Raw genomic sequence first — 19,880 nt, 5'->3', positions numbered from 1 at the left:
TTGAGGAAGTCGGCGGGTTAGCGGTGGCCCGCAGACGTTATGTCGGCCCGGCGGCCGCCGCCGTCGCCGAGAGTGCAGGGCTCCGATCCTCGAGTTCACCCGTGCTGAGGGGCCCTCATCCTGATCGGCCACGGGTTCGCATCTGATGCGTAGATCTCGCGCCCGGTAGCGGCCTTAAATGACCTCGGCCAGTCCGGCCATCCGCCGGCGCACCTCACCACGCTGGGTTCCGGTTCCGGCGGGGCGTCCCGGTCACCCGCCTGCCCATGGGGCGGCGATGGATGGACTCCAGCCCGGTGGAGGGGAACGCCCAGGCCCGCGCCAGGGAACTCAACGAGCAGGAAGCCCGATTTCGCGCCGGGCTGGCCCGGTGGCGCGAGCTGGAGCGCCAACGCGCCAGCGAGCAGGCGGCGGAGGGCGCATGACCGGCGGATCCCGTACCGAGACGGTGGCGGCCTACACCGGCGAACTGGGGCGGCTAGGGCCTGTTTCAAAGTGATCAGAGCCATTCGTTGATGGCGCGGCGATGTGGATGGTGGCCTGGTAGCGGGCGGCGAGCTTGTCGAACCTGGTGGCGACCGCCCGGTGGCGTTTGAGCCGGTTGATGCCGCACTCCACGGCATGACGGGCACGGTAATCGACCGGGTCGAATCCAGGTGGCCGGCCGCTGCGGGCACCGCGTCGGAGCCGGTGGCCGATCTGGTCGGCCGGTTCGGGGATCGTGGCCGCGATGCCCCGCCGCCGCAGATGCGCGCGGATTGCCCGGGACGAGTACGCCTTGTCGGCCCGCACCCGTTCGGGCCGGGTCCGGGGATGCCCGCCGCCGATCCGGGCGACACAGATCCCCGGCCATCACCGCCTCGAACTGCGGGGCGTCGCCCCGCTGACGGCGGTGACCACCAGCGACAGCGGCTTTTGCCCCTGCTCGCAAGCCAGGTGCAGCTTGGTAGACAACCCGCCGCGCGAACGCCCCAGCGCGTGATCGCCGGGCTCGGACGTCGTCCCGCCGGGCGGCTCGGACTGCTCGTCGGCGTGGCGGCGGGCTCCGGCGGCGTGCTGGTGGGCGCGCACAACGGTGGAGTCCACGCCGACCTGCCAGCCGATCAGCCCGGCGGCGTCAGCCCTGGTCTGCAACGCGGCCAGGATCCGGGCCCAGGTACCCCCGAACAGCAGGACGTCGCAGCGCGGGTGCCGGAGCCGCCCCAGGCCGAGCTGGACGGCCTGCCAGCGGATCGCCGACTGGAGCTGCTGGAGATGGCGCGGGCCCGTGAGGACGCCGAGCGGGCACGCGAGCATGAGAATATTCCTATTACTGACACCATCCCTAGTGGCGCATTTCTGGCGAAATATGGAAGCAGGGTTGAAATACTGGAATTTCTAGATTTCCGTCAGGCGATTGGGGTCGCTGCGGAAGAGTAGTTGGCCAGCGAGAGCTATTGCCGCCATCGCGAGGCATACCACAGAGATTCCTATGGGCATGGGCTCATTCATCGACTTCCACCTTCCTGTCTGGCGTCCGCGATCGCGTCATACCCGTTACCGGGACAGCGCGGCATGCTCTTCCGTACCACCGTCCCGGGCGGCCCGGCGACAGCTATGAAGGCCAATCCGCTGTCGGGGAGCCGCACCCCGTCCCAAGTGCACGATCAGCAAGGATGTTCCAGGCGGTGCTGACCCAGAGCGCGTTGCTGGTCCCGGCGCCCGGCCAGTCGGATGCCACCTACCGCGCGGAGGGGGATCCGGTCCAGGCGGTCAACGCCTACCTCAACCGGCTCGTCTGGCTGCGTTACCCCCGCGATGGCATCTGGCTCACGGTCCCGTGGCGGCTGCTGTCGTCGACCGCAACCCCATTCGGCGAACCGGTGGCTCTGTCGATGACGTGGGACGGGTGCTTCTAGGGCCTGTTTTGTGGATCGTGGTTGAGCCAGAGCATGAGGCTGGCGATGGTGACGGTGGCGCGGTAGTGGCTGGCGAGTTTGTCGTAGCGGGTGGCCAGGCCGCGGAAGCGTTTGAGCTGGTTGAAGCAGCGTTCGACCACGTTGCGGCGCCGGTACCTCTTGCGGTCGAAGCCGCAGCGGCGGTGTCCACGCCGTGCCCGGGCGGCCAGCTGGTCGTTGCGTTCGGGGATCGTGTGCGGGATGCGCCGCCGCCTGAGATAGGCGCGGATGATGCCGGTGGAGTAGCCCTTGTCCGCGATCAGGTGCCCGGGCCGCACGCGTGGGCGGCCCGGGCCGGTGCGTCCGACCTTGATGGCCTCGACCGCCTCGATCAGGCGGGTGCAGTCGTTGACGTTGCCGGCGGTCACCACGAACGCCAGGGGCAGTCCGCGGCCGTCGCAGGCCAGATGAATCTTGGTGGTCAGCCCGCCGCGGCACCGCCCGAGCGCCTGCCCGGGCCCGGGCCCGGGCGGTGCCGGTTTCGTCCCCGGCCGTTCCCCTTTTTGCGGGCGCCGGCGGCGTGCTGGTGGGCCCGCACGATGGTGGAGTCCACGCACACCGCCGACCAGTCCACCACCCCGATCGCGTCGTCGTGCACCTGGACATGTGCCAGCAGGCGGTCCCAGGTCCCATCCGCGCTCCAGCGGCGGAACCGCTGATAGAGGGTCTGCCAGGGGCCATACCGCTCAGGCACGTCCCGCCAGTCGGCGCCGGTGCGGATCTTCCACAGGATCGGGTTGATCACCTGCCGGTGATCCCGCCATCGCCCTCCAGGACCGGTGCTGACCGGCAGCAGCGGCTCGATCCTGGCCCAGGCGGCATCGGTCAGCTCGTGTCGGCGAACCATGGCCACCATCAAGCCACAACCACAAGATCCAGATCCATAAAACAGGCCCTAGGGCGAGCTCGGCGCCGTGTGCTGCTCGTCCGAGGCACGAAACAAGAGCACTGCCGGGCCCGGCAGCCCGGCCCGGCCACACCGCCCGCGAGGCACTGGCCACCGCCCGCGCGAGACCCGCCCACAGCAGGCCCGGGCCGAGACCGCCGAAGCTGCCCCCAGACCACGAATCGACCAATAGGCCGCCGCCGAACGGGCCGCCACACCGCACCAGCGGGTGCACGAGCTCGACGCCGCCGTCACCCAGGCCGGCCGGGAGACCGCCGCCGCCCGCACCGCCCTGGCCTCCCGCGACGCCCTCTGCGCGACTGGAAACCGCGTGGCGACCGCCCACGCCGAAGCCACAGCATACGACGCAGCGTCCTCCCCCACCCCGACCGCACCGGTCCGGCGACGCCCGGCACCGGCCGACCGCGGACAAAATGAAGCGTGGCGACATCTCGCGGCGCTACAGCGGTCCAGTGGCTTCGGAGTCAGCGCCGTCGGTCCGGCAAGTTGCGTGCATGGCCGAGCACGGCCAACAGTAACCCTGCGGAGTTCTCGAACGTCCAAGAGTGACCATCTCTTGGACCGGGAGCACCATGCGCAAGACCTCCACAAGCCTCATCGGCGTCGCCCTCGCTCTTGCCCTCTCCGGCTGCAGCAGCGACCAGCCCAGCAGCGGCTCCGAACCGGCGCCCGCCTCCAGTTCGCCGGCCGGGCCACAGAGCAAGCAACTGGCCTGGGGCCAAACCGTTGAAGTACTCGGCACCAACCTCCGCAAGATCCGCGTCACCCCCATCGGCGTTCTCCACCACCGCGGCCCGTACCAAGGCATCGACAACCCCATCGAGCCCGGCTCGCCCGAGATCGCAATCGAGACCTTCGACGTGCCCACCAAGACCGGTGGCCGGCTCCTGTACATCTCGCCGGAGGACTCCTCGATCGTGTCGTGGCCGCTGCCCGCCACCGACCAAGGCCAAGGACTCAACGAGGTCCGCAAACAGATCAAGCGATTCTCATGACCGAGGAGCACACCCCCCGGCCCCAGCCCCACAGCGGTCCGCGAGCCGCAGCGCAACGGCACAGCAGAACACTTGTCGCCCTTCTGGCCGCCGCCGCTGTGGTGATCGCAGTGCTGTCGGGTGCGCTGGTCCTCGCGCTGGCAACCGATGGTGACCCGCCTGCGGCCGGGCCCGCGTCGCCGAGCGCGTCGGCCACGGGTGCGCGGCCCACAACGGTGACTGTGCGAGGCACCGTCACGATGGAGCGGTACGAAGACCCCAAGTCGCAGATCCGGACGGCGAACTGGGAACGTACCGATGGCGCAGGCATCCCAGCGTGCGAGGGCGTGGGCGGGTTCGATGACATGGCGGAAGGGACATCGGTGACGGTGTACGACTCGGCCGGCGCCATCGTTGCCGTCGGCGCGTTGGAACAGGGCGTGCCGGTCGGCTCACGGTGCGAATGGGCCTTCGCCATCTACCGGGTACCCGACCAGCCGTTCTACCAAGTAGAGGTATCGCACCGCGGGCAGGTGGCGGTGCAACGCGCGGATGCAGGGACGGTGGCCCTGAAACTGGGGTAACTGAAACGGGCTCGGTGCGGGGCGCCGGGTCGGGTACAGCAGTGGATTATCGTTCGCTCGGGTACGGCCTCCAACGCCCCGGAGCGGCCCACGCAGAGGGTGAGCAGGCCGCGGGGGATGTCCTGGGGCGCCCACCACGCCAGCACCCGCAGCACGTCACCGGTCAGTGGCGTGGTCTGGGCGAGGTGGTTGAGGGTGATGCGCCAGATCCGGGCGATGGTGCGTTCCCCGTCGGCGCCGCGCCCAGCCGGTTGTACATCGCCGCCGGGTCGGCGCGCAGCAGCTTGAGCTGCCCCGGGTTCAGTGAAGTCCTTGGTGTGCCCCGGGCTTCACCGAACCCGGGCAGCTCAGTTCGCGGCGGCGGGCGATGATCGACAGGATGGTCAGCAGCATTGGGTTCCCGGCCAGCTCGGCCATCGCCGGAGCGTGCCTGACTGCCTCCAGCACCCGGTTGCGCAACCGGACCGCCTCGCCCGGGTCGGCCGGGTGGCTGCGCTGGAACCAGGCCGCGGCGAACGCCGTGATCTGCCGGCGGGTCAGGTCCTGCAGCATCAGCGTCTTGAACCCGGCGTGGTCGAAGGCCGCCCGGTCGTAGCCGATGACGCGGGAGGTCACCATCACCCGGACCCGCGGAAATTGGCGGGCGAACCACTGGATCTGCCGGACGACCTCGCTCCGGCGCTTGGCCTCGAAGATCTTGTCCAGGCCATCGAAGACCACCAGCACCCGCCCGCCGGTCAGGTGCTCTTCCAGCAGGGCACGGGGTAGTCCGAAGCCGTCGCGTTTATGGAGGTAGTCCCAGAAGTCCAGGAGGTCGGCGTCCCGCCACCGCAAGTCGGCGAACTGCCGCAGCTCCACCAGCAGCGGCAGCCGAGCCGCCAGGTTCCCGAGCAATACCGGTCCCCCACCGTCCTCTGGGCCCGACCCACCGAAAGGTCAGCACAACCACGACCAGCGCGCCGGCGACCCCAGCGCACCAGCTCGCCCGCTCCACCGGATCCTGACCCGCACCGGCCGCGGCCAGGGCCTCGATCTCAGCGGCGACTGCGCCTTCGAGGAGTTCGTCGAGCTGGGCGTCGTCGAGCGCTGAAGTTTTCCAGCAGCACGAACTCGTCCAGCTGGGACATGGGTCAGGTCCTCCCAGGGAGTGAGGACCCGGCCCATCACCTGCGGTCAAACGATCTGGCGCCCATCCTAATTCGCACACCGTGTGATGACCTGTGGCACGGAATTATGGACGAAGGCGCGTTCGGGCGATCTTGGTATTCGATCGGCCGGGCGAACTCGGCCGAGCAGGTCGAGTCCTCCTGACTGCCGGATTCCTCTCCCTGCTTTTCGCCGTCGAGTTGACCGTGTTGGACGCTCTGAGGGCGTCCAGGGCAAATGCGCCATGGACTACTAGGTGCGTTGCCACGAGGCAGCGGCTCAGCGTTGCAAACACGGCAACTGCGCCACTGAACTCTCCTCAAGTTGCTACTTAATGAAGGCGACGCATCACCATCTGCTTCAGGCGAAGCAAGGCACCCACGGCTGACAAGCGGGCGATCACCATCTCTCTATGCGTTTGCGGTTTTGGAAGGCTCCACGCCTCAACCTTCGATGGAATGTCCAGCTCAAAGCCAGTGTCCGTTTTCGGACACGAAGACGCGCTTGCCCTGCCGATCATGGTCATGCTCTTCTGACTGCGGAGTCGACTGAGAAATAGAGCGAGGGCGACTTCCATCCTCGCCCCCCATCAGAGGAAAGGATTGTCACCTCATGACAAAGATGGCATGGCGCATGCTAGTCATAGCGCTGATCGCGGCACTACTCCTGCCCGCACCGCCAACGGCCGCAGCTAGCGGCACACCAGCATCCTCACCGAACGTGAGCGCCGACATTCAGCCCGAGCCGCGGGCATACGATCGCAACAGGCGTCTACAGTCACAGTCGCAAGACTGCCGGGTCGACGCCATTCAAAGAAGGGCCATAGCCGGAGAAACTAGCCTCATATGCGTCGAAAAGACAACGCCAAGAAGAAGTGCAATAGAACTCAAGCGAACATTGCAGACGAAAGCCGTGCCACCGCTTCCAGATTGGTGCTTCGATAAGCCCACGGAAAGTTGGTGGGGGCTTCGCTCCTACAGTTGCCTCATCAACGATTACCGAGTGGGATTCTGGCGTTACGTGGGCAACATCTGGACCAACGTGGGATGGATTGACGTAACCACATACAACGCCTTGAGCATAAGCATTGTGAGCGGCAACTGGACGCTGCAACAGCAAATCGACTCATGGAACTACTGGGGCGAGACTGCTGGGGCAACAGCCCAAGGCGTCTTCGGCTGCTCTGGCGTTTGCACCCTGGGGACCAATCGCTATCCGCCGCAGGCGATGACGCTGGCAAACACCCCAGAAGGGCTCGCCAATTATCAGTCCACCGCTACTGCGCCCGGCGCAGTCGGCAATGCTGATTCCTGGTTCACCGTAACCTTCCAGAAGCCTGGATACACTCCCAGCCTCCCATACACGCAATGGACTCCCGAAATCCGTTGCGATAATGACGTTCCAGGGCACACTATCCCTGGCTGCGTTAATGATTGGTATCACCCCGCCATGATCTACACTCGCACAGGCCCCTACCCTCAACTCGCTCGACACATTAAGGCGGCCCAAGACTCCGGACTTCCTGGAGCCTACAACTCCGGCGAGTGGCTAAATAGGATCACAGGGCCTGACGTCGTACGCAACCGCAATCGGTCATGCCCCACCGGAGATTCACCCTATCCACGGCCGGCTGGACACAGTTGCGACGAGTATCCGTTTGCTTCTACCAAGCAAGGAGCGATGACGGCTAACCCCGACATTCCTCCGCGGGATCTTCGCCGCACCTTCGACTGGTGCCAAATGCCAATCATCGTTCCTACCGACCGCACCGGACCGACGGGCTACAGCATCTGCATGATCGACGAGAACCAAAACAGCAATGGAGGCACGGCGCTCGATCGCTTCTATATCGAGAATCGCGTTCTTGCCGAGATTGTAGATGTGAGACCGGGCGACAAATTCGACGTCTGGATCCAGTAACCAACACGATCCGTCTCAGTTGGCGTATCGTCGCACCATGACCGAGCACGCCGAGGGAACGATCTTTGCCAGCCATCATGTGTACTACCTGCGAGAAGCCCGGATGGCCGAATTGCCACGGGAACAACCCGATAGGTCGAACGGCCTCGTCAGTGCACACCCAGGCATCGCCCTGGTGTTCACCGGCGTCCACACCGGCGAGGTCATCGTCCACGCGGAGGTCCTAGAAGGCCCACCAGCCATCCAAGTCGCCGCCTGGGAGGAGGTGGTAGAGGTGTCCATGCAGGCCCCATACGGAGAGATGCGACTTACCGGCCTCTTCACCGAGACCGACTCCGAACACCGCTACCCCCTCCTCACCCAGCACGGCCCGGGCGACTATCGGTTCCGCATCCACGCGCGCGGACGTGACGCTGCAGATTCTTTCGTTACCGAAAGTGACGCCTGGGAATATGGGGAACTTCCTGAAGATGCTCCCCCGCCCGAAGAATACTTGATCATGGTATGGCCAGCGCCCCAGGCTCCAACTTTCATCCACAAGCAAACTGATTCATATGGAGCTAGGCAGCGCCGGTCTGCCGCCCAGAGTACGGGTTAACTACAATGCAACACATATCGTCTACCGATATTGCGGACCGGTCAGCAGAGTCCGTGCAGTTGCCAATAGGCGGTACACATACTTACAGGCTCCTTGCGGGCGGTTGTACCGTAAGCGGTCCGACCGCCCGCGTCTGCCTGTGGCTCCTTAATTCACATGCTGGGGGGCAGGAATGGTCACCAGCAGGCCGCCGTCGGTACCGCATCCATGGGATCCGGCTGTCGTAAAGTCGACTCGCGGTCTGATCGCTTATCTACGCATCTGGTGCGGGCAGGCGGTAAGCCCATCCTCGATACGACCACCTGTGACCGCGTCTGGTGGTCTGAGCTGCCCGAGGGCCTGCACCCGTCGGGGCTGGCCGAGGACGGCGTCATCGTGCGAATCGAGTTCGAATCCGAGCACCCGCCACCGGAGCTGCCGGTCCTGTTGCACGGTGAGGGGATACGGCCTCCGCCGATCCGGACCGGCCGCCGGCCTTCGCGTTGGACCGCGCCGCCCCACCTGCCGGTCATGCTGGCGCCGATGCGGCGACGGTCACGCCTGAGCAGGCGGCGCAGATGGTGGGCGCCTACCGAGGCTGGCGCCAGCAGTGGGACCGCTGGGCGGCCGCCGAAAGGACGGCGCGGCCGCGTCGGCTGCTGCGCAAGGAGCTGGCCCAACAGCGCGGCAGCCGAGCCTCAATGACGATGCGATGGAGTTGGTCGTGGCGCTGAGGTTACTGAAGTGGAATTCACCCGGCGGCCGCCGGATCCAGCGGCATTTTTTCACGGTGCGGTCGGGTACCGAGGTGGACCCCCGTACCTCGCGGCTGACCGTGAAGGTCATCGAAGACGCCCTTTCTCAACTTGAGCACCGGTATTTCCTGCGATGCGACGACGGGTTCGTCAACGAGCAGGTTCGGGATTTGCGGGAGCGGCTCGATCGCGAACCCCCGTCTCTGCTGAGCACCGAGATGATCAACCTTCTGCGTGAGTGGCGGGAGCGGGCACTGGAGCAGGCCGGCCGCACGAGGCCGCACACCCAGGTCGCCGAGACCAAGTACGCTCCTGAGAGGCCGCCGCGATATTTCCAGAAGCATCCGTCCCGAGAAACGTAACGCCACCCACTTCCACAGAATGTCGAACAAAGCGAACAAATAGGAACACAAAAACCATTCGGGCCAGTGTGGAGGTAGTTGGAGTGTCACATAGACGCGAACCTGGCACGATCAACTCACCTATAATGCCAACACCAAACAAATGAAGGCGATGGCAAGGTAAAGTAACGGTATGGCACGATCGAGAAGGCGGCCCTTGGCCATGTTGATGCGCATATCGACGCCGGACCCGTCGACGATTATGTCTCAATCTGGCAGGTCGTTGTCCACTCGCAGAGTTTCTACCCGGGCCGCAGACAACGTGAGTCACCTCGCCCAGCGTCACCACCCTGTTTGCGCAGGTAGAGAGCTTTCTTGAGCTTGAGTGACAACAACCCGGCAACATGAGTGACATCCACTCGGCAACCAACACACCGGACGTCCCGACCTCTCCGCCAGTCCCGCGTGCCGCAGGGGACACCCTCGCCGCGGTGACGACCGCGCCGAGCTCGTCCCGGCAGTGCGGCTATCCGCCGTGCGGTCGGCAAGTGCCGGTTAGCAGCGGTGCCGGACGCAAGCGCGAGTACTGCGAACCGCCGGAGCGGACCTGGTCCGAGCACGAAGGCAAGACCTGCCGGCAGCTGAGCCGCGACCTGCGCGCCGCCAGCGAGCACGCCGCGCTGGCCGACCGGTCCGCCGCCTTCACCGGCACCCACCACCAGTGCTGGAGGCGGTCGAGAGCCTGCACAGCACGCTGGCCGTCCTGCAGGAGGCGATGGCCGCCCGCGCCGACGCCGAGCGCGGGCTCAAGCAGGCGGTGGAGGAGCGAGTCGCCGAGGCGACCTGCCAAAAGAGAGCCGCCGATAGCAAGGCGGCAGACGCCGAGCAGAGCACCCGCGACGCTGAGGACAGGCGGAAGGCGGCCGTCGCCGCGCAGCACGCGGCCGAGCAGTGCGCCCGCGACGCCGAGCAGCGGCGCAACCGCCTGCAGCTGGTACTGGACGCCGCCCGCAGCAACGCAACCGAAGCCGAGAGGCAGGCGAGCATCACCGCCGCCAAGGCCGCCGCCGCCCACAAGCAGCGCGCCCGCGAGGCCGACCGCGCCGACCGGCTGGCCGCCGAGGTCGCCGCGTTGAACGTCCGGCTCGAGCAGGCCGACACCGTGGCGCAGAAGGCCGCTCAGACCGTCGCCGACCCGCCGGGCAGGTGCGCAACGCGCAGGAGGCCCAGCGCGCCGCCGAAACCGCTGCCATCACGGCCGCCGCCCGCACGCAAGAACTGGCCGACAGGCTGGAGCAAGCCGAGCAGCGGGCCAACACCGAGGCCGCCGCCCGCAGCGAGCTCACCGCCCAGCTGCTGCGCCAGGGAGAGGAGTGGAGCCGGGAACGGGCCGCGCTTATGACCCGGCTGCCGATCACGGCGCGGAGCTGGGCGGCGGTGACGGCGATGACGTCGGCGCCGGGTTCCAGCCGGACCGCATCCAGTAACGCCGTCCAGGACGTCGGGCCGGTCTCCAGCGCCGCGACGAAGGAGTACGGCCAGCCCGGCACCATCTGGTGTCGTCCCTCGCCGCGGCCGAAGGTGTGGCAGAACGACCGGTCGGGGCAGCTGGCGGCGCCCGGGCGCAGCCAGGGTGAGACAACGACGGCCAGCACCAGGCGGCCGTCGGCGGACCGCGGCAACGGCATCGCCGTCAGCGACCTGCGCAGCCGCGCCACGTCAACGCGGCCTCGGTTCAGGCCCGCATACAGCCCGCCATGACCGCGGCGGTGCTCGGGCGCCAGCGACAGGTCGACCAGGTTGCCGACCGGACCGTCGGTGCACAGCACCGCCTCACACACCTCGAACAGTTCATCACCGTACTGCGGCAGGCACGCATACAGCTCGGTCCGAAAGCTCGACAGTCTGGCCAGGTCCGCGTTCGTCAGGGTATGGGTGTTCGCGCAGGTGGTGACGCCTGAGCGAACGGCTGTCACAGTGGGGTCCACGGCCGTCACCTCCCTTCTCGGGGTCCTCATCCAGACCCGAGAATGAGACGACGGCCGCCCGGCGACGAGATGCCTTGACCGCCACAGCCCACTGTCACCAAAAATGTCCGCCATCAAGCGAAACACGATGTATGCGCAGTTCAGTGCCGGATGGCATGATGAGGATCATGAAGCTGCTCCGAAAGGACGATGCCGCGTAGGCGGCCTTCCCGGGTCCGGGCCTCCAGCGCCCCCCACATGCGCGGACACCTTCGGACTCCAACCTCGAACCTTCCCCGCGCCTCCAACGCATTGACCGCGGCGATCGCTCGGCTGGAGCACGATCGGCTGTGGCCCGGCGCCATCGCCGATGCCCTGCACTGGTGGTCGTTGGTGGCCCATCGCCCCAGCCGGGCCCTGTCGGGTGGCTGCGGGTGCGAACTGTGCCTTCCGGTCCACCGAACCCAACAGCGAGCGACCCTGGAACTTGCTCTCCATGCACTTCCCGCGCGACCAGCTCGTGAGCTGCGTCGCCTGGTGGAGCCACTCGATGATCGCTATCGCGCGGGAAGCCATCCCGACCCGTTGGCCCCAGGCGAGGATGGCTGGTGGGCACGTCGATGCTGAAGGGCGATCCGTCTAGAGGTTAAACGACAAGCTGAGCCAGCGGGGCTCTCGGGCACGTGCCGCCGGACGACTAGGATGGTCACAGCCCCAGCACGACACCGAGGTCAAAAGCCAGCCGCCAGCCAACGTCAACGGCGAACACCGTCAGGATCGGGACGGTGAGCAGGGCTCCGCCGACCGCGCCGAGTAACTGCCGTTGAACGCTTGGCCAGACGCAGCGACCGCATGACCCCATGCAAATACAGGCTCCTGTTGCTGATCAACCCAACCCTGAGCTGCCGACTGTCAAACTCGACGTCCCACTGACATACCTGACGCACCATCCCATCAGCAGCCCTGACATCCATCGTTCCCAGGTCGACACCAAGCGATTCGCATCCACATTAACAAGAAGTGTCAGACCGAGAATCAAAAAGACAAACAATTGCGCTGAAAATATCGACACCGCTCCTAGCAGGCAAAACGACACTCGCGAGAGCGTCCAGTCAGTGGTCGTCATGCCTTCAAGTACTGTCAAACTTGTCGCGATTACTGACATCTACTTGACATCCAACAACTCGACCAGGTGACAAGCGAGACGCTGGAGGGGGTCGGTCGAACTGCGTCAGATCGACTGGGGCCGACCGGTGTCCTGGCCGTCCCAGTCAGCGTGTCCTATCGCAGGTCAACGGCCCGCCTCTGCGTCGGGTCCATTGAGACGTGACAACAGGTCCGCCCGTCTTGGCGCCGCCTCTCGCGTGCCCTCCCACCAGTCCCTTCACGCCGGACCCATCCCCCGCCACGGCGACTCACTTCCGGCAAAGCCGCAGGTCAGCCCATGGCGAGAGGTGCTGCACATCAGCGACTTCAGGCAGCACCGGGGCACGGCCGCCGCAGACGCGAATATCGGCAGCCACGGTGCAGCCCGCCGGGGACACCGACCCATCGGGTGCGCCGGTGCCCTGCCTGGAACTTCGCAGGCCAGCGTCCCGACCGCGCACTCTGGGCCCGCACACCTCGTCGGCGCCCCATCACTACCGACCTTCCAGGAGCCCCCGTTGACCGCATCTGACGCCGTCGATGACGAGCCCGCCAGCCCGCCGAGCAAGCCGCCGCTGCAGGGCGTGGTGCTGCGCACCCCTCCCCCGGCCGCTGGCCCGCCGGCACCTACCGGCGAGGCCGCCGCAGAAACAGGATCGCAGGAGAACGTGCCCGGGCCGTCGGCATCCGCCCCGGTGCTCGCCGGCGCCGGTGGTGGGCCGCCGGCGTGGCCGTCGACGCCGCTGGCCGCCGACGCCCTCGCCAAGCTGGACGCCGATCTGGGGCGGGTGCAGGTGGCCCGGACCGGCGGCCGCAGGATCTACCGCCGCCGCATCGACCTGCTCGCCGAGGCCTGCACCCCCGAGACGTTCGCGCTGGTGCTGGACTGGCTCAGCAGCACCCGGCGCGCCTCAGTGACCACCCAGCGCACCTATGTCGACGATCTGCGCCGGGTGTGGGCGCCGCTGGCCCGCGAGGTCGGGCACGAGGCGTTCTTCGTCGGCTGCCTGACCCGCGAGCACGTACGGATGTGGCGGCTGCGCCAGGAAGCGGCCGGTGTCGCCAAACGCAGCATCAGCCGGTACGTCGCCTGCCTGTCCTCGCTGCACGTCTACGCCGCCGGGCAGTTGACCCCCGCCCCGGCCAACCCGGTCGGCCAGGACGACCGTCCCCGCATCCCCTCCGGCCGCACCGCGTCCTCCACTCCGGTGCTGGAGCTGCACCAGGTCCGCGCGGTGGTAGCCGTTGCGCGGAACGAGCTGGACCTGCTGGTGGTGATGCTGCTGTACAGCCTGGCCGGCCGCGTCACCGAGATCTGCGCCGCCGACGTCACCGACCTGGACCGCGACGGCGACCGCAGCGTCCTCAACGTCACCCGCAAGGGCGGCAAGCAGCGGGCCCTGCCGCTGCTGCCCGACTGTGCCCGGCTGCTGCGCCGCCACATCGGCGCCCGCACCCGCGGGCCGCTGCTGCTGGACGCCAAGGGCGACCGCCTCGACCGGCACGACATCGACCGCATCAGCACCCGCCTGGGCCGCGCCGCAGGAGTACTGCCCGGCCGCGACCTGACCCCGCACGTGTGGCGCGCCTCCCGCATCACCCACATGCTCGACGACGGCGTCCCCCTCGCCGACGTCCAGGAATTCGCCGACCACGTCGACCCCGCCACCACCATCGGCTACTGGGAACGCCGCAACCGCAGCCGGCGCGCCGCCGCCCACGTCGACCAGGCCGCCGGCGTCTTCACCACCGCGCCGGTCCTGCGCCCACAGGTCTCGGACGAAACGGATTCACGCTGAGGACCGATGAAGCTGCCGCGCGATGGCGGCTTGAGCGGCGTGGCACCACCAAAGCTTCGGTAGCTGGCAGCGGCCCGGCCCCGCCGACGGCCCCAGCGCGCCTGTACGCAGCGGGCTGATGAACGAAGCTAGACCCGCTGGTCCACTGGTGCGGGGCGGGTCCGCACTCACCAGATGCCCCGGTTCGCCCGTGGCCACCCTCTGCGCCAACACAGCCCGCGCGGAAGAGCTCAGGCAGCGGGCCGGTGTTCTCCTGGGGCGTTGGCCGGTCAGAGCCCCGATCGGACGCCAACCGCTGCCAGCCGAAGCGCGCATCCCCAAAGTTCTCGAACAGCGAGGCGCTCTGCGCTTTTTACGACGAGGCCGGGCGGCTGCGACTCGGGCTCGGCGGAGGCGGGAGCATGGCTCCGGGAACGTACGCGCGACGCCCACGGTGAGAAGGTCACCCCGAACGTTCTTCGACCTCATCCCTACCTCGCACCTGGCACGGCCTGGTAATGGGCGAGCGGCGTTTGGGCCTCCCCTGGCGAGCGCGACCGTGACAAGCATTATTCATTCGCCTGCTACATCACCCCCGCGCATTGCGCAGGGCCCGCCGGTCGCGGCCGTGGGCGGGCCCTGCCGTCGCGTGGAGCGTCAGGTGATCCAACTGCCGGCGGCGCCTGGGCGAGCGCGGGACGCGGGTTCCGGAACCCCGCTTAGGGTCGGGGGCGGGGCTCGGACAAGTGACGAGGGCTCGTGGCGGACCCGATGGCTCGGAGGACCTGCAACTCTGGCTAACGGAGGATTCGGTAGCGAAGATGAGCCTCACTCGCGAAGGCGGACGTATCGAGGCGCTCAAGCTCGATGTGCCGCCCAAGGCCTGCGAACAGTGAGATGCCGTCGCCGAGCAGGACCGGCGCAACGTCCAGGTGGAGCTCGTCGACGAGACCGAGCCGCAGGCACTGTCGTGAGATGGTTCCTCCGAGCAGGCTGACCCAGCCGTCCCCGGCCGCTTGCGTGGCCAGCCTGACGGCCTCGCCGATGTCGTCGACGACGAAGTTGTACGTGATGCCGTCGCGCTCGATCGGCTCATGGGCGCTGTGGGTCATCAGGTAGACCGGGACCTTCAGCATGCCGCCATACGGGATCTCGCCGTCCTCCGTTGCCATGAACCCGTCAAGAGTGATGGTCGCGTGGACGATCACGGTAGCCATAAGCCGCTCCCATCTCCGAGAGGTGAGTCGATCGACTCACCTCTACTAACCTAATCGTCCTCGTAATGGTGAGTCAAGGAACTCGCCTCGATGGGATACTGCGCGGATGACACGTGGACGCTCCTCGTACCACCGTGCGGTGGCCGCGACCAATCGCGAGGCGATCCTCGGCGCCGCCGCGCAGCTCTTCCTGGAGTTCGGGTACGACCGCACGCCACTGGCGCGTGTCGCCGAGCGCGCAGGGGTGTCCAAGGCGACGCTCTTCAAACAGTTCCCGACCAAGGCCGAGCTCTTCGAGGCAACGGTGCTCGCGGCAGGCGGATCGCCGGCTCCGGAACCGGTCGAGATCCCGACCGGCGACCTCTACGCGGGCTTGGTGGTGCTAGGTCGCGCGTATGCGGAACTGTTGACTCGTCCTCGCATGGTCGCCCTGATGCGGACCGTGATCGCCGAATCGCACCACTTCCCCGAACTGCGCGAGCGGACCTTCGACTTCGGCACGCTGCCCGTACTGCAGGCGCTGGGGCGCTATCTGAGGGAAGCGCACTCCGCAGGAAGCGCCGACATCGATGATCCGGATCTGGCATCCGCACAGTTCCTCGGCATGATCGCGTCCGCGGTCTTCTGGCCGCGCCTCACGCACGGTACGTGGTCGATCACCGAGGAAGAGCAGTCGCGAGCGGTCGACGAAGCAGCCCGAACGATCGCCGCGCGCTTCGCGACTCCCTGACGTGATCATCCGCGTTCGGGGCGGCGCCCAGCCTTAGGCGTACGGCGCCTCCTCGCCCGGCACCGCGCCATGCTGGAGCAAGTGCTGCCGCCGCCGACAGCGCCGACCCGGCTGAGCGCAAGGCGCACCGGGTGTACACCGCTCGCGTCGCAGCCGCCGAGGCCGCCCGGCCGCATAGGTTGTGACGTGCGGAAACCCGTCGCGAGACACATCCGAACGGAAAGTCACGGCAAGCCGCTCAACTCCGCAGAGCAGTCTGCCCGCGCAGGGGCCGCCAGTCGTTACGCGGAGCGACGTCGTGGGCATGGTCGGAAGCGGTAGAGCCAGGTCGGATCGCGCACTACGGTGATCCCGACCGGCGACCATGCCGCCGGGGAGCGACCCGTGGCCACGCCGAGGCGATCCTAGGAGCCACTGATGTCCGATAACCCGAGCAAGGCGCGACCGCCGGTCGTCGACCGCGCGACCTTCGAGCGGCGGTTGGAGGAGCTGCGGGTGAGGGAGAAGGCCCACACCCGCGAAGGCGACGCGATCGCCGCCGCTCGCCGCAGGCTCCCGATGGTCGAGGTGGCCGCGGACAGTTCACTGCTGGGGCCGGACGGCCCGATGACGCTCCTGGACGCGTTCGAGGGGCGCCGCCAGCTGATCGCCTACTACTTCATGTGGTGGCCCGGCCGGCCGGCCGCTGAGCAGTGCGAGGGCTGTACCTGGGTGATGAGCCACGTGGGCGAGCTGGCCTATCTGCACTCCCGGGACATCACCTTCGCCGTGTTCTGCCAGGGACGGAACACGGCCTACGGCTTCGCGGACGCGCGGACGTCGTACGAGGAGTCCCTGCGCTATCGCGCCTTCATGGGCTGGACGATGCCGTGGTACTCCGCCCAGCCGTCGCTCGAGTCGCTTCTCGCCGGCCGGGAGCTCGGCCTGTTCCACCTTGTGTGCTACCTGCGCGACGGCGACCGCGTCTTCGAGACGTACTGGACCAAACGTCGCGGGGCCGAGGCGGTGGACTACAGCTACGCGCTCATGGACCTCACGGTGTTCGGGCGCCAAGAGGACTGGGAGGACTCTCCGGCGGACTGGCCGCGCCGTGGAATCGCCATGCGGACCCTGGGCGGGGCCCCCGACTGGCCGCCGCTGTGGGAGTGGCCGGGTGGACGTCCCACGGCGCAGTGGCCGCGTGTCGACGCCGGCCTCGCCGATGACCTGGGCGGCACCGGCACCGGCCCGGCGACCGAGCCCGGTCACTGCCACTGAGAGGTCGCCGGCGGGCGCGCCGGCGGACGAGGCGTGCGTATCGATCGCCGAGGCCACGGGCGAACCACCCGGGTCGCAGGGAACCGGCAGCGATCTGCCGGACCTTACTCGGCGAGCTGTGACCGGACTCCGCATCCGCGGCGGCCGCTGACGATGGTTCAGTCGATGTCGAGGACCGCTTTGCCGTTCAGGCGGCCGTCGAGCAGGGTCCGTGCCGCCTCGGCGTAACGGGTCCACGAACCGCGCCAGGTGATCCCGGGGTCGAGGCGGCCGGCGGCGACCTCGGCGGCCAGCCATCGAAGGTCCGCGGAGAAGTCCGCGGCCGGCTCGCCGTACAGGAAGAAGGTGCGGATGGAGCGGTCGTGCCGTCCGTCGGCGGCCAGCAGGGCCTCCGGTGGGAGGACGGAGTCGGCGCCCGACGACCGCCCCACGTTCACGAGCGTCCCGTGGGCCTCCAGGGCGGCGAAGGCGTCCACCAGCTGCCGGCCGCCGACGTTGTCCAGCACGCCGAAGACCGGGTGCTCGACCGCGGCCGGGTCGGTGTGGACCTCGTGCGCCCCCAGTATGCGCAGTTCGTCCGCCCTGGACGGGTTCCGGCTGATCGCCACCACCTCTGCCCCGGCGCGGGCGGCGAGCTGGACCGCGTAGCGGCCGACCCCGCCGGACGCGCCGGTGACCATGACCCGGCGGCCCACCAGCTGGCCCATGCGGCGCAGGACGTGCAGCGCGGTCAGCCCGGCGACCGGGACGGTGCTGACGGCACCGAGATCCGCCTTGTCGGGAACGACGCCGAGGCGGGCGGCCGGGACGGCGCGCAGTTGCGCCCACCCGGTCACCCCCACGGTGACGACCCGGGTTCCGGCCGCGGGGCCCGTTCCGTCGGCCGCGGCCTGGACCACGGTGCCGGCCGCGTCCCAGCCGATCACGGTGCCCTCCGGAGCCGCGGGGTCGGCGGCGTCGCTCACCTCTCCGTAGTTAAGAGAGACCGCTTCGACCCGCACCAGCGCCTCCCCGGGCGCGGGAATCGGGTCGGGTACGTCGCGCAGGGTGAGATGCGCCGGGGCGCTGTGGTCGATGACAAGGGCACGCACAGGTCTGTCTCCTCGTTCTAAAGTGCCACAGTGTGGCATTTGCGCCAACATAGCACATGCCCTTCAGGGGCAGCCCGGGTATGCTGGCCCGGTGACGACCGCCCACCAGCCGCCCCCTGACCAGCCCGCCTCCCTGCGGGAGCGCAAGAAGCAGCGCACCCGGCAGGCGCTGGCCGACACCGCCGTGACGCTGTTCGCGGAGCGGGGATTCGACGGCACGCCGCTGGACGCACTGCTGGAGCGTGTGGAGGTGTCGCGCCGGACCTTCTTCCGCAACTACCGCTCGAAGGAGGACGTGGCCCTCACCGCCGTCAAGGAACTGTGGAGCGCGTTCCTGGCGGCCCTGGACGAGCGCGAGCGGTCGGGGCGCCTGGTCGAGGTGTTCCGCGACACGATGCTGGCCGCCCTCGACCGCATGGGAGGCACCTGGCACCAGCGCTTCGCGGCCACCTTGAAACTGATCGAGGAGTCACCTTCGCTGAACGGATACTCGCTGCGGCACTGCGACGAGATCCAGAGCGAGATCAAACAGCGGCTCGGCGCCCCGGACACCCTCGAACAGCGGCTCGCGCTGGAGTTCTGCGTCGCCGCATGGCGCTGCGCGTACGCCCAGTGGCTTCCCGACTGCGATCCGGCGCGGCTGCCCCGGTGCGTCCGCAACGCCTTCGACTCCATGAACGACGGTCTGAACGCAGAGATCTGACCGGCGGACTCGGCACGGCCGTCGCCGGGGTCTGCAGGAACAGCCAGCCGAACAGGACACCGCGGTCGCCGCCCAGAGCCGACACCCGCGGCGAGCCCCACGTCCAGCAGGCCCGGGCCGAGGCCGCCGAGACCGCACGCACCGACCAGCGCCTTCCACGCCGGTCACTCTGGCCAAGAAGGATTCGGAATTCCTCCCGCTAGACCTTGTCCCGTAAACGCCCGGCGCCAATGGGGTAGAGGGGATCCATCCGGAGGAGACGGCCAGTTCTCGCATACGGTCTGGTGTGCTCCGGCTTTGGTGGGGTCGTCTTACTGGAATCCTGAAAAGAGGCACAGGATGCCCAGGAGCTATCCCCCGGGTTCCGTCGCAGGGTGCTGGACCTGATGAAGGCCGGGCGGCCGGTACGCGAGGTTGCTGCGAACCCGCAGCTGCCCGGTCATGGCGACGCTGGAGCATACCCTCACCGCGATCCTGGCGCTCGACGAGTCGAGCCGGCCGAAACCAGGGTCTGGCTGGCCTTCACCGCACAGGCCGCCGTCGATCCCGCGCTCGCCGCCGTTCAACGCGAGCAGTACGACGAACTGGCGAAACTCATCGCCGTGCTCATCGGCGCAGCGCAGACCCATGGCCAGGCCCGCCCCGACCCCGTTCAAGAAGCCGAGGAGTTCATGACCCTTACCGACGGGCTGAACATCCAACTGCTACTGGGACGGCACACCCCCGACTCCGCCCGAGCCGCCCCTGCGCCACCGACTCAGCGCCGTCCGCATCCACTGACCACAGAAGGCTCCGCAGACCACCCGCATCGGACGGCGCTAAGCGCCGGATCCCGTACCGCATCACTCCC

Annotated in this window: 18 protein-coding genes and 2 pseudogenes; 12 read left to right on the top strand and 8 right to left on the bottom strand. The window is 68.0% G+C overall.

The annotated features are described in order from the left end of the window. Positions 1 to 266: 266 nt before the first annotated feature. A complete protein-coding gene (locus ACA361_RS24615; RefSeq protein WP_375015452.1) occupies positions 267 to 425 on the top strand; it encodes a hypothetical protein in 159 nt (52 codons plus the stop codon). A gap of 31 nt (positions 426 to 456) precedes the next feature. Here the strand turns inward: ACA361_RS24615 and ACA361_RS24610 are convergent, their stop codons facing one another. Next, on the bottom strand, positions 457 to 792 hold the full coding sequence (locus ACA361_RS24610) for a transposase (RefSeq protein WP_375015450.1): 336 nt from the start codon (positions 790 to 792) through the stop codon (positions 457 to 459). Between the two features lie 60 nt (positions 793 to 852). After that, entirely contained in the window at positions 853 to 1,296 is a 444-nt protein-coding gene (locus tag ACA361_RS24605; protein WP_375015449.1) for a hypothetical protein, read from the bottom strand. A 359-nt stretch (positions 1,297 to 1,655) separates the two neighbouring features. Here ACA361_RS24605 and ACA361_RS24600 point away from each other — a divergent pair, with 359 nt between their 5' ends. After that, positions 1,656 to 1,898 carry a hypothetical protein gene (locus ACA361_RS24600; RefSeq protein WP_375015447.1) on the top strand — a complete coding sequence of 81 codons (243 nt, stop codon included), beginning with the start codon at positions 1,656 to 1,658 and terminating at the stop codon, positions 1,896 to 1,898. On the opposite strand, the pseudogene ACA361_RS24595 reads toward ACA361_RS24600, so the two are convergent. After that, a pseudogene (locus tag ACA361_RS24595) lies at positions 1,895 to 2,793 on the bottom strand (IS5 family transposase). The gene ACA361_RS24600 and the pseudogene ACA361_RS24595 sit on opposite strands and share 4 nt — an antisense overlap. 623 nt (positions 2,794 to 3,416) lie before the next feature. Here ACA361_RS24595 and ACA361_RS24590 point away from each other — a divergent pair. Then, complete coding sequence (locus ACA361_RS24590; RefSeq protein ID WP_375015445.1) at positions 3,417 to 3,839, top strand: hypothetical protein; 423 nt, start codon at positions 3,417 to 3,419, stop codon at positions 3,837 to 3,839. After that, positions 3,836 to 4,402, top strand: a complete 567-nt coding sequence (locus tag ACA361_RS24585; protein ID WP_375015444.1) for a hypothetical protein — start codon at positions 3,836 to 3,838, stop codon at positions 4,400 to 4,402. The genes ACA361_RS24590 and ACA361_RS24585 overlap by 4 nt, the downstream gene beginning before the upstream one ends. 300 nt (positions 4,403 to 4,702) lie before the next feature. Here the strand turns inward: ACA361_RS24585 and ACA361_RS24580 are convergent, their stop codons facing one another. Further along, the gene (locus ACA361_RS24580) at positions 4,703 to 5,296 is read right to left on the bottom strand and encodes an NACHT domain-containing protein (RefSeq protein ID WP_375015443.1); all 594 of its coding nucleotides are present in this window, start codon (positions 5,294 to 5,296) and stop codon (positions 4,703 to 4,705) included. A 1,272-nt stretch (positions 5,297 to 6,568) separates the two neighbouring features. Here ACA361_RS24580 and ACA361_RS24575 point away from each other — a divergent pair. The 3 genes from ACA361_RS24575 (at position 6,569) to ACA361_RS24565 (ending at position 9,162) form a co-directional block, all read left to right on the top strand. Then, positions 6,569 to 7,468 carry a hypothetical protein gene (locus tag ACA361_RS24575; RefSeq protein ID WP_375015441.1) on the top strand — a complete coding sequence of 300 codons (900 nt, stop codon included), beginning with the start codon at positions 6,569 to 6,571 and terminating at the stop codon, positions 7,466 to 7,468. 37 nt (positions 7,469 to 7,505) lie between these two features. Further along, positions 7,506 to 8,066: a hypothetical protein gene (locus tag ACA361_RS24570; RefSeq protein WP_375015439.1), complete on the top strand. Its 561-nt coding sequence runs from the start codon at positions 7,506 to 7,508 to the stop codon at positions 8,064 to 8,066. Between the two features lie 691 nt (positions 8,067 to 8,757). Then, on the top strand, positions 8,758 to 9,162 hold the full coding sequence (locus ACA361_RS24565) for a hypothetical protein (protein WP_375015437.1): 405 nt from the start codon (positions 8,758 to 8,760) through the stop codon (positions 9,160 to 9,162). A 505-nt stretch (positions 9,163 to 9,667) separates the two neighbouring features. Here ACA361_RS24565 and ACA361_RS24560 read toward each other — a convergent pair. Both ACA361_RS24560 and ACA361_RS24555 read right to left on the bottom strand, forming a co-directional pair. Further along, positions 9,668 to 10,216 (bottom strand): hypothetical protein, encoded by a 549-nt coding sequence (locus ACA361_RS24560; RefSeq protein ID WP_375015435.1) that lies wholly within the window; start codon positions 10,214 to 10,216, stop codon positions 9,668 to 9,670. After that, positions 10,188 to 11,159, bottom strand: a complete 972-nt coding sequence (locus ACA361_RS24555; protein ID WP_375015433.1) for a transposase — start codon at positions 11,157 to 11,159, stop codon at positions 10,188 to 10,190. Before ACA361_RS24555 ends, ACA361_RS24560 begins: the two co-directional genes overlap by 29 nt. A 1,613-nt stretch (positions 11,160 to 12,772) precedes the next feature. Here ACA361_RS24555 and ACA361_RS24550 point away from each other — a divergent pair. Continuing rightward, positions 12,773 to 14,053 carry a tyrosine-type recombinase/integrase gene (locus ACA361_RS24550; RefSeq protein ID WP_375015432.1) on the top strand — a complete coding sequence of 427 codons (1,281 nt, stop codon included), beginning with the start codon at positions 12,773 to 12,775 and terminating at the stop codon, positions 14,051 to 14,053. A 776-nt stretch (positions 14,054 to 14,829) separates the two neighbouring features. On the opposite strand, the gene ACA361_RS24545 is transcribed toward ACA361_RS24550, so the two are convergent. Continuing rightward, a complete protein-coding gene (locus tag ACA361_RS24545) occupies positions 14,830 to 15,249 on the bottom strand; it encodes a dihydrofolate reductase family protein (protein WP_375015430.1) in 420 nt (139 codons plus the stop codon). A gap of 139 nt (positions 15,250 to 15,388) precedes the next feature. Between ACA361_RS24545 and ACA361_RS24540 the strand changes: the two genes are divergently transcribed. Both ACA361_RS24540 and ACA361_RS24535 read left to right on the top strand, forming a co-directional pair. Beyond that, the gene (locus ACA361_RS24540; protein WP_375015428.1) at positions 15,389 to 15,979 is read left to right on the top strand and encodes a TetR/AcrR family transcriptional regulator; all 591 of its coding nucleotides are present in this window, start codon (positions 15,389 to 15,391) and stop codon (positions 15,977 to 15,979) included. 417 nt (positions 15,980 to 16,396) lie between these two features. After that, complete coding sequence (locus tag ACA361_RS24535; RefSeq protein WP_375015426.1) at positions 16,397 to 17,236, top strand: DUF899 family protein; 840 nt, start codon at positions 16,397 to 16,399, stop codon at positions 17,234 to 17,236. 158 nt (positions 17,237 to 17,394) lie between these two features. Here the strand turns inward: ACA361_RS24535 and ACA361_RS24530 are convergent, their stop codons facing one another. Then, positions 17,395 to 18,327: a zinc-binding dehydrogenase gene (locus tag ACA361_RS24530; RefSeq protein ID WP_375015424.1), complete on the bottom strand. Its 933-nt coding sequence runs from the start codon at positions 18,325 to 18,327 to the stop codon at positions 17,395 to 17,397. A gap of 91 nt (positions 18,328 to 18,418) precedes the next feature. On the opposite strand from ACA361_RS24530, the gene ACA361_RS24525 reads away from it, so the two are divergent. After that, positions 18,419 to 19,030 (top strand): TetR family transcriptional regulator, encoded by a 612-nt coding sequence (locus tag ACA361_RS24525; RefSeq protein ID WP_375015422.1) that lies wholly within the window; start codon positions 18,419 to 18,421, stop codon positions 19,028 to 19,030. Positions 19,031 to 19,416: 386 nt separating this feature from the next. Continuing rightward, positions 19,417 to 19,710: pseudogene (locus ACA361_RS24520) on the top strand (TetR family transcriptional regulator C-terminal domain-containing protein); the annotation flags it as partial. Positions 19,711 to 19,880: the final 170 nt, after the last annotated feature.

It is taken from the genome of Actinomadura sp. 21ATH, assembly GCF_041951345.1.
GTDB lineage: Bacteria > Actinomycetota > Actinomycetes > Streptosporangiales > Streptosporangiaceae > Spirillospora.
Note: the sequence above shows the minus strand (reverse complement) of the source record. Positions and strands in the feature narration are given on the sequence as shown.

Excerpts from the sequence above, each read along its gene's own strand:
- ACA361_RS24570 (WP_375015439.1), top strand. The coding sequence starts at position 7,506 with ATGACCGAGCACGCCGAGGGAACGATCTTTGCCAGCCATCATGTGTAC.
- ACA361_RS24565 (WP_375015437.1), top strand. The coding sequence starts at position 8,758 with ATGGAGTTGGTCGTGGCGCTGAGGTTACTGAAGTGGAATTCACCCGGC.
- ACA361_RS24545 (WP_375015430.1), bottom strand. The coding sequence starts at position 15,249 with ATGGCTACCGTGATCGTCCACGCGACCATCACTCTTGACGGGTTCATG.
- ACA361_RS24535 (WP_375015426.1), top strand. The coding sequence starts at position 16,397 with ATGTCCGATAACCCGAGCAAGGCGCGACCGCCGGTCGTCGACCGCGCG.
- ACA361_RS24590 (WP_375015445.1), top strand. The coding sequence starts at position 3,417 with ATGCGCAAGACCTCCACAAGCCTCATCGGCGTCGCCCTCGCTCTTGCC.
- ACA361_RS24585 (WP_375015444.1), top strand. The coding sequence starts at position 3,836 with ATGACCGAGGAGCACACCCCCCGGCCCCAGCCCCACAGCGGTCCGCGA.
- ACA361_RS24555 (WP_375015433.1), bottom strand. The coding sequence starts at position 11,159 with ATGAGGACCCCGAGAAGGGAGGTGACGGCCGTGGACCCCACTGTGACA.
- ACA361_RS24615 (WP_375015452.1), top strand. The coding sequence starts at position 267 with ATGGGGCGGCGATGGATGGACTCCAGCCCGGTGGAGGGGAACGCCCAG.
- ACA361_RS24600 (WP_375015447.1), top strand. The coding sequence starts at position 1,656 with ATGTTCCAGGCGGTGCTGACCCAGAGCGCGTTGCTGGTCCCGGCGCCC.
- ACA361_RS24605 (WP_375015449.1), bottom strand. The coding sequence starts at position 1,296 with ATGCTCGCGTGCCCGCTCGGCGTCCTCACGGGCCCGCGCCATCTCCAG.